Source organism: Kitasatospora sp. NPDC029312 (assembly GCF_055569215.1).
In genome coordinates this window covers 1-12539 of the sequence record NZ_JBVHXY010000069.1, presented here as the reverse complement: position 1 = coordinate 12539, position 12539 = coordinate 1, and the positions used below count along the sequence as shown (strand labels likewise).

General features: G+C 68.6%; 11 protein-coding genes and 3 pseudogenes. 9 read left to right on the top strand and 5 right to left on the bottom strand.

Annotated features, from left to right (window positions below):
• Positions 1-52 precede the first annotated feature (52 nt).
• The 7 genes and pseudogenes from ACZ4WV_RS34055 to ACZ4WV_RS34025 all read left to right on the top strand — a co-directional run.
• Positions 53-442, top strand: a complete 390-nt coding sequence (locus tag ACZ4WV_RS34055) for a cupin domain-containing protein (RefSeq protein WP_465752748.1) — start codon at positions 53-55, stop codon at positions 440-442.
• A gap of 90 nt (positions 443-532) precedes the next feature.
• Positions 533-1027, top strand: a pseudogene (locus tag ACZ4WV_RS34050) (helix-turn-helix domain-containing protein); the annotation flags it as partial.
• A gap of 325 nt (positions 1028-1352) precedes the next feature.
• The gene (locus ACZ4WV_RS34045; protein ID WP_465752746.1) at positions 1353-2240 is read left to right on the top strand and encodes a LysR family transcriptional regulator; all 888 of its coding nucleotides are present in this window, start codon (positions 1353-1355) and stop codon (positions 2238-2240) included.
• On the top strand, positions 2240-2452 hold the full coding sequence (locus tag ACZ4WV_RS34040) for a helicase associated domain-containing protein (RefSeq protein WP_465752745.1): 213 nt from the start codon (positions 2240-2242) through the stop codon (positions 2450-2452). The genes ACZ4WV_RS34045 and ACZ4WV_RS34040 overlap by 1 nt, the downstream gene beginning before the upstream one ends.
• A 96-nt stretch (positions 2453-2548) precedes the next feature.
• Positions 2549-3538: a hypothetical protein gene (locus ACZ4WV_RS34035; RefSeq protein WP_465752743.1), complete on the top strand. Its 990-nt coding sequence runs from the start codon at positions 2549-2551 to the stop codon at positions 3536-3538.
• A gap of 191 nt (positions 3539-3729) precedes the next feature.
• Positions 3730-4119 (top strand): hypothetical protein, encoded by a 390-nt coding sequence (locus ACZ4WV_RS34030; protein ID WP_465752741.1) that lies wholly within the window; start codon positions 3730-3732, stop codon positions 4117-4119.
• 326 nt (positions 4120-4445) lie between these two features.
• Positions 4446-5174: pseudogene (locus tag ACZ4WV_RS34025) on the top strand (MFS transporter); the annotation flags it as partial.
• A gap of 47 nt (positions 5175-5221) precedes the next feature.
• On the opposite strand, the gene ACZ4WV_RS34020 reads toward ACZ4WV_RS34025, so the two are convergent.
• Positions 5222-5665 (bottom strand): MarR family winged helix-turn-helix transcriptional regulator, encoded by a 444-nt coding sequence (locus ACZ4WV_RS34020; protein WP_465752776.1) that lies wholly within the window; start codon positions 5663-5665, stop codon positions 5222-5224.
• 121 nt (positions 5666-5786) lie between these two features.
• On the opposite strand from ACZ4WV_RS34020, the gene ACZ4WV_RS34015 reads away from it, so the two are divergent.
• Positions 5787-6344 carry a quercetin 2,3-dioxygenase gene (locus ACZ4WV_RS34015; protein WP_465752774.1) on the top strand — a complete coding sequence of 186 codons (558 nt, stop codon included), beginning with the start codon at positions 5787-5789 and terminating at the stop codon, positions 6342-6344.
• A gap of 1111 nt (positions 6345-7455) precedes the next feature.
• Here the strand turns inward: ACZ4WV_RS34015 and ACZ4WV_RS34010 are convergent.
• Entirely contained in the window at positions 7456-8370 is a 915-nt protein-coding gene (locus tag ACZ4WV_RS34010) for an alpha/beta hydrolase (RefSeq protein WP_465752739.1), read from the bottom strand.
• A 107-nt stretch (positions 8371-8477) separates the two neighbouring features.
• Here ACZ4WV_RS34010 and ACZ4WV_RS34005 point away from each other — a divergent pair, with 107 nt between their 5' ends.
• Positions 8478-8912 carry a MarR family winged helix-turn-helix transcriptional regulator gene (locus ACZ4WV_RS34005; RefSeq protein ID WP_465752737.1) on the top strand — a complete coding sequence of 145 codons (435 nt, stop codon included), beginning with the start codon at positions 8478-8480 and terminating at the stop codon, positions 8910-8912.
• A 75-nt stretch (positions 8913-8987) separates the two neighbouring features.
• Here ACZ4WV_RS34005 and ACZ4WV_RS34000 read toward each other — a convergent pair.
• The 3 genes and pseudogenes from ACZ4WV_RS34000 to ACZ4WV_RS33990 all read right to left on the bottom strand — a co-directional run.
• Positions 8988-10091 (bottom strand): annotated as a pseudogene (locus tag ACZ4WV_RS34000) (IS630 family transposase); the annotation flags it as partial.
• Between the two features lie 221 nt (positions 10092-10312).
• Positions 10313-11206, bottom strand: coding sequence for a helix-turn-helix transcriptional regulator (locus ACZ4WV_RS33995; RefSeq protein ID WP_465752735.1), 894 nt, complete (start codon positions 11204-11206; stop codon positions 10313-10315).
• Between the two features lie 27 nt (positions 11207-11233).
• Complete coding sequence (locus ACZ4WV_RS33990; RefSeq protein WP_465752733.1) at positions 11234-12040, bottom strand: SDR family oxidoreductase; 807 nt, start codon at positions 12038-12040, stop codon at positions 11234-11236.
• Positions 12041-12539 lie beyond the last annotated feature (499 nt).

Genomic DNA, 12539 nt, shown 5'->3' with positions numbered 1-12539 from the left:
GAGACGGCCACAGACCAGGGACGAACATCAACTGAGATAAGGAGATCCCGACATGACCATCACCACGATCGACCTCTTCGAGTCCTTCCTGCACCTTCGCCCCGACGGCCAGGTGCACGCCGAGCAGCCGACCTTCGACCCTGAGGGGGACGGCTGGCAGGTGATGGCGTTCCACGTCGCCACCAACGCCGACCTCCACGCCGACCACTGGGAAATCCATCCCCACGCGGACGAGGTCGTCTCCTGCCTCACCGGCCGCATACGCCTCTGCTTCCGACCTCTGCAGACGGGCGATGAGCAGGAGGAGGTCGAACTGACGGCCGGAAAAGCAGTCATCGTGCCACGCGGGCGCTGGCACAGCATTGAACTGGACGCCCCCGGCGACATCCTGAGCGTCACCCTGCCGCAAGGCAGCCGCCTCGAGGTGCGGACCCACGCCTAGCGCCGCCGTATCAGCAAAGCCTTGGGCTGTCGTGATGTGCCGCACCGTCCGGATACCGCTCCGGCGGCGCGCGTCCGGAAAGCTGCGCTGGTGGCTGAACGCGTGCAGGTCCGTGAGATCGATGACGACGAGGGCAGACAGTTGCTGCGGATCGTCCGCCGGGGCTCCGGGTCGGTGGTGACCTGGCGGCGGGCCCAGATGCTGCTGCTGTCCGCCCACCGCATGCCTGTGGTGAAAATTGCCGAGGTCACGTTCACCAGTGCGGACCGGGTCCGTGACGTGATCCACAATTTCAACGCCGACGGCTTCGAGGCGCTCCGCCCGAAATACCAGGGCGGGCGTCCGAAGACGTTCACGCTCCCCGAGCGCAGGGAGATCAAGGAGATCGCCAAGTCCAAGCCGGCCGAGCACGGCCTGCCGTTCTCGACCTGGAGCCTGACCGAGCTGGCCGACTTCCTGGTCGCCGACGGGGTGGTCGACGACATCAGCCACGAGGGACTTCGGGTCCTACTCCGCGAGGAGGGAGTCTCCTTTCAACGGGTGAAGACCTGGAAGGTCTCCCGCGATCCCGATTACGCGGCTAAAACGTCCGAACAATAAATAACTGACCTGTGGCCAACGGGCGTGCCCGAGCAGCAGCCTCAACCAGCAGCGAATGACGGTGGCGGCCGAGGCAAGGGTGATACCGCCGCCCACGTGGCGAGCCAGTCGGGCGCCAAGGGCCGCCGATTGGAACCACGCACAGAGTTCCCCATCCCGTTCAACCAGGTCTGTGCGATGGCCGGATGGCTGGACAGTCGAGCCTGGCCACTCGGCACCCCTGCGGCCTGTCGCACTGCGTCCACTCTGAAGTCGAGAGCCGCGAAGCACAAGTGAATGCCTATGGACTACATCTCGTAGCATCTCTTAGATGTTGAATCTGGAACGCCTGCGGGTGCTGCACGCGGTGGCGACGACGGGATCCGTCGTGGGCGCCGCACGGCTATTGCATGTCACTACGTCCGCCGTCTCCCAGCAGATGGCGCGACTTGAGCAGGAAGTCGGGACTCACCTGGCGGAACGTCAAGGCCGAGGCATCCGGCTGACCGAGGGCGGCACGTTGCTCGCCGATGAAGCGGCAGGGTTGCTCGCTCACGTAGAACGCGTCATGGCGACCATGGCGCAGCACCACGGAGTGGTGACCGGCAGCCTCACGATCGCGGCCTTTCCCACCGCCGCGCGCGGGCTGCTCCCGCTGGCGCTGCGATCCCTGCGATCGCGGTACCCGCAGCTGACGGTGTCGGCACGGGAACAAGAGCCGTACGAAGCCATCCCGGCAGTTCGACGCGGGCTACTCGACCTGGCAGTCGTCGAAGAGTGGATCGATGACCCGCTTGCCCTGCCCCAAGGCCTGGACCACCGCTCTCTCCTCGACGACACCTATGACATAGCCCTGACCGAGGACCATCGGCTCGCCGACCGTCCAACGCTGAACTTGGAAGACCTGCGAGACGAGGATTGGATCACCTCGAGCGACGGGCAGCTGTGCCATGAATGGCTGATGCGAAGCCTTAAGAAGGCCCGCATCACCCACACCGCTGCGGAGCACCCGACGCAGATTGCTCTGGTCGCGGCAGGACTGGGCATCGCCATCATCCCGCACCTGGGACGTGAACCGACCGCCGCTCCAGTGCGGTTCGTGCCGCTGACGGGAGCCCCGCGGCGCCGGGTCTTCGTTATCTGGCGATCCACCTCGGCCGCGCGTCCTTCGATCGCTGCGGCGGTCGAAGCTCTAGCCGAAGCCTGCCCGGTCACCTGATGCGCTCCTACCGGCGCCTGCTCGCCTACCTCGCCGCCGGCGGAACCCTGGACGGCCCGGCGAACCGCACCGGCGGCGAGGCTGACCCGGAGTTCCGGCCCGGCACCTGGCTGCGCAAGCAGGACAGGGCCCGTGCGTATGGGAAGCTGACCGACCACCAGGCCGCGCTCCTGGACGCACTGACCCGGCACGCTGAGACCGTCACCGGCTGACCGCACCGCACCGCACCGCCCCGCTCCTCCCGTCCCGGCCTACCTGGCCGGGACGGCCGCCCGTACCCGTTCCCGACGTCCGAGAGGCGCCGCGCGATGACCGACTCCACCTGCTCCGACCCGGACCCCGCTGCCGCGCCTGAGCGGTTGTGGCTGGCTGTGTGCAGCAGCCGGCCCGCGCCCGCCGATCGGGACCTGGGCCGCCCGATTCTCGACTCTCCGCTGGTGCGCGGTGCGATGTGGCTGCGCTGGACCGGTCATGACGGCATCCGCACCCTTCACCAGGGCGCCGGACTTGCCCGCGGCTGGACCGAGCGCGACATCGACGGCTTGGACGGATGGGTGGCCTTGGTGGAGGGCCGGGTCGTTCTCGGTGCCCGCCCCGGTCTGGCGGTGCCGGAGCCTGTTGTGCACGCCGAGGCGTGGGAGGCCGGCGCGACGCTGCACGCCGCCCTCGCCCAGCACCCCGCCCAGGATGAAGACGAGGACGAGGATGAGGACCCGGAGCGGGGGCTGCTGGGCGACGTCCGCAGCAGGGTGCGCCGCCGGGCAGCCGGGATGACGCTGGAGGCCATCCAGCAGGCCATGTACCGGGCGAGGGACGACGAGCGCCACGCCGACCGGTACGCCGACGCCGGAGACGAGACCGCCGTCGCCGCCGCGGCCGACCGGCTCGCCGAGTGGCAGCGCCTGCGCGACCACGTGGCCGCCACCCGCGCTGTGCGCTACGACCCTGACCACGACACCGCCCTTCAGCACGCGCTGCGCCGTGAGCGCCACCGTCAAGGCGTCGCCGAGTGCGCCCGCGAGGCCGCCCACCGGGCCCGCCGGAGCGCCGACGCCGCCCACCGGAGCCTGGCCGGCACCGCGGCCCAGCCCCTTTACACCGCCCTGGAGCGCGCCGGCCTCTCCACGCTGTCCGACGACGACCACCAGGCCGTCCGCGACCTCACCCGCACCCTCGATGCCGCCACGGTGCGCCAGGTCGTGAGCTGGCTGGAGCGCACCCGCACCGCGGCCCTCGCACTGCGCGGTACCGAGCCTGCCCAGCCCACCCGGCCGGTCGTGCGGCGCAGCCGGTTCTGACACAGCGGCGCGCGTATGGGAGTTCGACCAGCAGTGCTCCTGCCCGGCGGCGTCTTCACGGTCGACGCCTGCTCCCGCGATGGGTCCGGGCGGCGGGTATCGGTCTTGTGGCAGTCAACATCCGACGGTGACACGACTACGAACGCACGCCGATCCCCGGAGTTCTGCGCCCCGGCGGCTACACCTGGCGCATGATCACTTCACGTGCGTGGCGTCGGGCCTGCGTCGTCCTGCTCTCCTTGACCGCGGTACTGGTCCCGGCCGCCGTCCCGGCTCAGGCCGCCGCCACGGCCACCGCCTCCCATCGCGCGCTGCCCGAGCTGACGCCGCTGGGCGTCGCCCGCGAGGAGCTGGCGGGCCTGAGCATCGCCGAATGGCACTCGATGGAGGGTTACAGCCGGGCGAAGTTCCCGCACTGGGTGGTCCAGTACAGCTGTGACACCCGCGAGGTCGTCCTGTCCCGCGGCGGCCAGGACGTCGTCCACAACGACCAGTGCCAGGCCGTCTCCGGCACCTGGACCAGCCCGTACGACGACCGGGCGTTCACGGGTACAGAGGCCAGGAAGACTTCGGATGTCTGACACCGCCGACACCGCCGTCGCGAGCGTATCGTCTGCGCGCCGGCAGGCCGCGACGCTGACCGTCACGTCCGGCGCGGTGTTCATGGCCATGCTGGACAACCTGGCGATGAACAACGCACTCCCACACATCGGCGCTGAGATGGAAGCAGGCATCAGCCGGTTGCAGTGGGTGGCAGCCGGCTACACCCTCGTCTTCGCCGCCGGATTGCTCTCCGGCGGGCTGGTTGCCGGCCGCCTCGGCCCGCGACGCGCGTTCTGCGCCGGGCTGGTCCTGTTCTGCGCCAAGGTCCGCCCTGGGAGCGCTCGCCGCCGACTAGACCAGTCTGGTGGCGGGCCGCCTGGTGCAGGGAGCGGGCGCGGCCGCGCTTCTGCCCGCCGCCACTGCACTGCTGCGCCACGTGTTCCCAGGGCAGGCAGCGCGCCCGCGCCCTGGGCGTGCGAGGTGGTGTGGCGGGCCTCGGGGTGGCGCTCGGTCCGGCCGTGGGCGGCCCTTGGTCGAGCAGTTCGGCTGGCGCAGCGTGCTGTGGATCAACCTCCCGATCGGCCTGCTGCTGCTCCTGATCGCCCCGATCCTGGTGCCGATGGTGCCCGCCGCCCGGCCATGCTGGGACCCGGCCGGGCAACTGCTGGCCGCGACGGGAGCGGGCGCGCTGGTGTTCGCCCTGGTGCAGGGGCCGGTGGACGGCTGGTCCACCGGCCCGGTCGTGTCGGCGTTGCTGGTCGCTGCCACCGCCCTACCGGCCTTCGTCGCCGTCGAGTTCCGCGCCGCCGAACCGCTCCTGGACCTGCGGCAACTGCGTGAACGGGCGTACGCGGCATCCGCCCTGTCCTGTTTCGCCTCCGGTCTGGGACTCTTCGGTTCCACCTTCTTTTTGACCCTCTACCTGCAGGACATCCTCCGCTGGTCGGCGGCCGGAGCGGGTCTCGTCTTCCTCACCGCCTCGGCATTCATCGTGCCCGCCGCCCCGTTGGCCGGCGTCCTGTGCGCCCGCTACGGTCCCCGGCTGCCCCTCACCGCCGGGCTGCTGCTCATCGCGCTGTCCTCGGGCTGCCTATCGGCGCCCCGGTACATAGTCCGCAAAGGCCGCCGCGATAGTGGCCCCTACTCTGCGCTCGGGATGGGCGGCTGGCCCCATTGGGCTTCCAGCGTCGTCCGCAGAGCATCGACCCTGTCCTGGCCGATCCGCCCGGCGAGCTGCTCTTCCAGCCGTTCGAGGATGAGGCTGGCCCGGCGGTGTGCATCTTCGCCTTCCCGAGTGCGCCGGATCAGCCGCTGGCGGGCGGAGGCCGGGTCGGGAACTTGTTCGAGCAACCCGGCGGCGACCAAGCCATGCACGGCCTGGTGCGCAGTCTGCCGAGTGACACCCATGCGCCGGGCCAGCTCCGAGACCGTGGTGCCCTGGTCGTCCAGTACGGCGAAGAGCTGCGCCTGTGACGGAGACACCGGCGTGGCGCCGCCCGCTTCCAGGGCTGCCAGCAGTCCTTCTTCGAACCAGCGCCGGGCGTCGCCAAGCAGCTGGGGGAGGTTGCGGCGGGTGGATTCCATCTGTTCCTCACGACGGCAGAAGGCGGGAGCGGCCGGGCTCACCTCCGCGGGTTGCCCACGGGCATTCTCCTATGTCAGGCTGGCTGACGTTTTTGGAGGGCAGCCGAGCGAGGAGCACCGCATGACCATCGAGTACGCCACCCGTTACCGGCGCGCTTCCCGCATACCCGTCGAGCCGGGCAAGCCCTACTTCATCGAGAAGGCCGAGGGCGACCGCGCCCACCTCTTCGGCGACCTGATCACGATCTACGCCGGCGGCGAGCAGACCGAGAACACCTTCAACTTCTTCACAGTCGAAGGCCCAAAGGGCGACCTCATCCCGGCCCATCTGCACCCCGACACCCACGAAGTCTTCTACATCACCGCCGGCGCCGTGCGGTTGTTCGTCGAGGACACCGAGGGCAACCAGCAAGAAAAGCTCCTGACCCCCGGCGACTTCGGCTTCGTGCCCAAGAACTGCCCGCATGCCTACCGCATGGAACGCCACCACAGCCAGGTCATCGGTGTCGCCGCCGGCCCCGGCGGCACCTTTGAGCGGTTCTTCGAGAACCTCGGCACGCCCACCGAACACCTCGGCCTGCCAGGGGAACCGGTCGTCCCCGAACCCCACAAGTTCGCAACCGTCCCCGAGCGGTACGACGTGCGCTTCCTGCCCGACCGCCAGTGGCGGACCCGATGATCCCAACGGAGCCCTCGCTGAGGTGACAGATCCGGGTTGCACCGGAGGGAGGCCCCACAGGGGGATGAAGGGTGTCTCCAGCGAGGGACCGAGAGTGTGACCGAAGGTGGGACCCTCTATAAGCCGTTCCGCACGATCGCACCCGCTTCGACAAACTCGCTGACCGACACCGGCCGGCGGCGCAACGGTGCATAGGGCGCGCTCCGGCGGGCGCTGTGAGGACCACCGCAGGATCGTCGAGCAGGACGCCGCCACCGCCCTGACCGCGCTCACCTCCCCGGAAGAGCACGTTCCGGCCGGGATCTGCCCATCCCGGCCCGCCGGTGAGGGAGAGCAGGGCGGTGGCGGCGCGCGCGGCGGTCATGCTGGATCGCATCGGGGTCCGCTTCGGGGATCGACATTGGCGGTCGTGGATCTTCCTAGCGGCCGCCCGCCTGCGGAGGAAGCGACGGGTTCACCCGCGCGCGCGACAAGTCGTATCTGCACGCAGGGAAGGGCGTGGGAGCGCGGAGGTCGCGGATCGGCAATGCCCTCCGCACCGGGGTCGGGCTGTCCGCATGCCCCGTGGCCCGGCACCGCTGCCAGCCCCTCACCAGCGCCATCGACCGCGCCGACCTCTCACCGGCGACGACCACCCAGCCGTCCGCGACCTCACTCACCACGTCGACCCTGCCACGCTGCGCCAGGTCGTGAGCTGACGGGAGCGCACCCGCACCGTGGCCCTCACGCTGCGCGGCACCGACCAGAGCCGTCCTGCCCGGCCCGTCGTACAGCGCAGCCGGCTCTGACGGCCCGTGCCCTGTAAAGGTGTTGACCTTGTTCTCCGGCGGGCGTTGGATAGGCGCTCACGGGCCGGGGCCCACCCCCGGTCCGCCGCGCAAGAAGGAACCGGTGCCGTGGGACCGATCCTCACGCTGAGCAGCCGAACACCCGCCGCGCCCGGTCCAGGAAGCTGGTGGGCCGACGAGGACGACGAGTCCTATCGGCACCAGGATGGCCGGCGCGAGAGCGTTGAGGCACCCCACTCAAGGCCGCCTGATCAACGCCCTCCACGAACGTCCGCGGAACAGCACTAGTGCTCTGACCGCATAGGTTCGCCGGTTCGGATGCCTTACAGGTTGTTCATGTAGAAGCTGGTGAGTCGTTCGACGGCAGTGTCGACGTATTCGGGCTCGTCATACATCTCGTAGTGGCCGGCGCCGTCGATCACCATGAGGTCGACGGGGTTGGGGGCCAGCTTCCACAGCTGCATGCCGGTGTCGTAGGAGCCGGTGTTGCCGACGCGTCCAGCGAGGATGACCAGGAGTGGCTGGGTCATGAGCCGATCGGCCAAGTGGAACGCGTCGTAGCCCAGCAGGAGGGAGTCGCTGCGCAAGAGGCGCCGATTCGTGGAGTGTTCGTTGCCGCCGCGCTCGGTGCGGTAGTAGGTGACGGCCTGAGTGGTGTCGATGTCGGTCAGGCCCGCTGCCGCGGCGTCCTCAAGGGTGTCGGGCAGCCAGTTCACGCGGGTCGTCTCGCCGGAGCGGGCCTCTTCGGTACGTGCATCCGCGAGGGCGTCGAGTGCTGCGGCCGGACCGTCGGGGGAGAAGCTGCGAAACGCGGCGCCGATATTGACGGGGACGACCGTGCCGACCGCCTTGATGCGGTGGTCCGTGCGGGCGGTGTGCACGGCGTAGCCCCCACCGGCGCAGATACCGAGGACGCCGATGCGCTGCGGATCGATACCGGCGGTCGTGGTGAGCACGTCGATGGCGTAGGAGATGTCCTCACCCCGGCGGTAGGGGTCTTCGAGGTCGCGGGGCTCACCCTCGCTCCGGCCCTGATGGGCGGGGTCGAAGACGAGCGCCGCGATGCCGCGGGTGGCGAGACGGGAGGCGTAATCGGCGCCGATCTGCTCCTTCACGCTGCTGCCTGGGGTGGAGAGCACTACAGCGCGCAGCGGTGCGCTGCTGTCGGCGTTGGCGGGCAGGTGGAGGTCCGCGGCGAGGTTTATGGGACCGCGCGGGATCGTGAGGTGCTGAAGCATGCGCGGCCTCCTTCGTGAGATCGTCGTTCCACGGGAGTCCAGTACAAAGTGGCTTCTTGTACGATCTGAGACTAGTACGAAACTCTACCGCATGGATGGAGGGGCGCATGTCAGTCGACGGGGCGCAGCTGTGGACGCTGAACCAGCGGCTACTGGGCGTCGTAATGGATGCCTGCACACGGGAGCTGGTCGAGCTCGGGTTGGAGACGAAGGAGTTCTTCGTCCTGGCCGAGGTGGAGGCATCGCCGTACCCGGCCGAGATCGCGACTGCGCTGCTGCTGCCCAAGGCGAGCGTGACGGTCTACGTTCGCAACCTCGTCGCCAAGGGCTTTGTCCGCCGCGAGATCGACGAGGCGGACTTGCGGCGTCATCGGCTCGTACTGACCGCTGAGGGCACGCAAGCACGCGATCGAGCACTTGCAGCCCTCGCGGCGGAGTACGACCGCAGGTTGGCAAGGGTCACACCCCAGGACCGCGTTGAGCTGCATCGCATCCTCAAAGCGATGCTCGCCTCGTCCGCGTCAGCCCGTATGCGCGAGTGATTCGTCTGTCCGGTGCTCTTCTACACGTTCGGGCTGCGACCGCATGGATTCGTCAGATCCTTCAGGTTGCGACGGCAAGGGACGTCCGCCCCAGCGGATGCTCTTCTCGCTTCGGATGCGGGCGCGTTCGCGACGCTGCGCCGCGAGGACGTCGGGGTGGCGGGCGTTGGTGTTATGCCAGCGCAGGTAGGCGCAGGCCCGGGTCTGCACGCTGTGGTTGCGATGATGGGAGTTCGCGATCGTGAACTGCCGCAGAGGCCCGAAATGGGCTTCGATCGGGTTGGCCCAGGAGGCGTACGTCGGGGTGAAGCACAGCTCGACGCGGTTCTTCTTCGCCCAGCGACGGATCTTGTCGCCCTTGTGGGCGGACAGGTTGTCCAGGATGACGTAGATCGGGGCGCCGTCCGGGCGCGCGGCCCGGATCGACCTCAGTGCGGCCAGGGTGTTCACCGCCCCCTTCGCGCGGCGGTTGACGCCCCACAGCCGGTCGTCTCCGACGGAATAGCAACCGTGGAAGTACCGCACCCCGTGGGTGCGGTGGTAGGTCGCGGGATGGCGCTCGGGGCGACCGGCGGGAACCCAGCCGGCTCCTGCGGTGGGGCGGATGCCGAGCGGCCCGAACTCGTCGAACGCGAACACGCGGTCCGCGAAGCGTTCCAGCACCTCCTCGATGCGGTCCAGCTTGGCGTCGCGCTCCGGGTCAGGCGACTCCTTCCAGGTCTTGGTGCGCTGGAAGGTCACGCCGCAGCGGGCGAGCAGGCACCGTAACGCCTCGCGGCCGATCCGGATCGCACGGCCGTGCACCTTCCGCAGGTAGGCGGCGAGTTTGCGGATCGACCAGCGAGTGAAAGGCTGTCCGGGCTTGGTCGGGCGGGTGGTGGCCGTCTGAACGACGAAGTCCTCGTCGTCAGGACTCAGAAGGCGGGGACGGCCTCCCGCCCACCGAGGGTCCAAGCAGGTTAGGCCGATCTCGTTGAACCGGTGGATCACGTCGCGGACAGTGTCCTCATCGGCCTGCACCAGCTTCGCGATCACAGGGACCCGGTTTCCACCGACCGAGGCCAGCAGCATCATCGCGCGCCGGTAGCGCACCGAGCTGGCGCTGCCCCGGCGCACGATCTGCTGCAGCTTCTGACCCTCCTGGTCGGTCAACCTGCGCACACGGACAGGCTCAGCCACCACACCCCCAACGGTCGGATCCGACGTCCCCGGACATCCAACCGCTGGAACTGCTGACCCGGCGAACCTTCCCGGTCAGAGCACTAGCCGGCGGCGGACCTCACCCGTCGACCGTTCCCGCCTGGCGCCTGCGGCCCCGTATGGTCGATGAGGACCAGGACCAGGATTATGAGCGCGGACGGGGCGAGGGTGACCTACCCCGGCGAAGACCCCAGGCGGTGCTATCCGTTGTGTGCTTCGAGCTCGGACGCCAGCGTCTGTTGGGTGGCCGCCCACGACGCCAGGAGCGCCAAATTGTCAGCGGTTGGCGTGCCCGCTGCTGCGGTGTAGACGGTGAGGTACAGGCCGGGTTCGGCGGGCAGTTCCAGGGACTCGACGTCCAAGTCGAGCCGGCCCACGATCGGATGGTGCACCCGCTTGCGTCCGGACCGGTGCAGCCGCACGTCCTGAGATGCCCACCGCTGCCGGAATAGCTCACTGCATGTTGACAGTTCGCCGACCAAGGCGATCAGCTCCTCGTCGTGCGGATTGCGGCCGGCTTCCATACGTAACTTCGCGGCCGCGTCACCGGCAATTCGGTCGTAGTCGACGAAGAAATCTTTGGCCGCCGCGGAGTTCAGATAGACGAACCGCGCTGTGTTCGCTGGCCGTCGCGGGTCGGCCAGCACCGGTGAAAACAGCGCGCGGGCGAGTTGATTCATGGCGAGCACGTCATAACGGCCGTTACAGATCCAGGCCGGCGCATCAGAGATCGCGTCGAGCACCTGCTGCAGTGTCGAGCGCACCGTCAAGACAGACCTGCGCCGGCGTGGGCCGCTGGGCGCCCTGGATTGGCGGGCGAGGTGGAACAGGTGGTCGCGCTCGGCCTCGTCGAGTTGCAAGGCAGAGGCCAATGCGTCGAGTACGCCGTCGGAGGCACCGGTGAGGCTGCCGCGCTCCATGCGCACGTAGTAGTCGACCGACACACCCGCCAGTAGCGCTACCTCCTCGCGGCGCAGACCTTTGACTCGACGGTTGCCGCCGTAAGCGGGCAGGTCTGCCTGCTCGGGTGCGATGCGGGCGCGACGCGAGCTGAGAAACTCCCGAATCTCGGTGCGTAGATCCATCGTGGCCATCCCCTCACCGTAAGCCCGTTCCGCAGCCTAGGGGGTACCCGTTGCGGTCGTCGCGATGCCGCCGTCTACCGGGATGATGGTGCCCGTGAGGTAGGACCCGGCCCGGCTGGCGAGGAACACGGCGATACCCGCCATGTCGTCGTCGCGGCCGAGCCGGCGCAGAGGGGCCGCCGCCGCGATCGTGTCGCCGATGGCCTCGAGCGTGGACGCCATCATCTGTGACGGGAACACTCCCGGTGCTACCGCGTTCACCGTGACGTGCTGTGGGCCCAGCTCTCTGGCAAGCACTCGGGTGAGTTGATGGAGTGCCGCTTTGCTGCTTGCGTACGAGTAGTTGGGCGACTGGGCGACGTGGATGGCGGCAATACTGCCGATGTTGATGATCCGCGCGGGATCATCGGCGGTGCCCGCCCTGCGAAGTGCGGGAAGCAGCGCCTGCACCAGCCAGAACGGCGACTTGAGGTTGAGGTCGATCACTGCGTCCCAGGCCTCGTCCGGGAACGTCGCCAGCGGCTCGCGCCACATCGCTCCCGCGTTGTTGACGAGGATGTCCAGGCGTTCCGAGTCGGCCTTGACAAGATCAGCGAGGCGCTGACACTCGTCGTGCCTGGACAGGTCGGCGGGAATTGCTTGAACGTCGCCGAATTCGGACAGTAGATGCTGTGCCTTCGCGCACGCGTCTGCCTTGCGTGAGCTGATGACGACGCGGGCGCCCGCCTGGAGAAGGCCGCGCGCTATCATCATCCCAATGCCCTTGGTGCCGCCAGTGACAAGGGCATACTTCCCACTCAGATCGAAAAGTTCTGTGCGATGGGTGAGTCGGGCGTCCGCCATTGATCTCCGTCCCTTCTGCCGTGCAACAATGCGCCGACGCGGTCGCGCATTCGGGGCAGCTGAATTGAACCTGGGATGAAGCTGCAGTGCGTGTCCATGGAGTGTTGTCGGCGCTTTCGATTCAACTCAACCAGGTTGACAGGCGTTTTGGGCGTCTGGGAGACCCTGGTGATACAGGTACTGTCAGAACCCCCTTGCCTGGTGCGCTGAGTCCGGATCTACCGGCTTGATGCCCGTGGATAGTTCTTCCCGTGGGCCCAGGCGCTGCCCGTTGCCAGCAGCCACCCGGACGCGCCGCCCACGACCGGCCATCGGCTGGGCCCAAGGGAGGGGGCCGGGGGCCGGGGGTGAGGTTGTGCGGCAGCAGGCCTCGCACCGACCGGTGGGGGGCGTACCGGCATGAGGTCTAAGAAGACATCTCATTTGGATCGCTGGGTAGGCTTCGCGGGTGATGATCGTGGAGCGGCTGGTGCCGGACGAGTTGTGGGAGCTGTTCCAG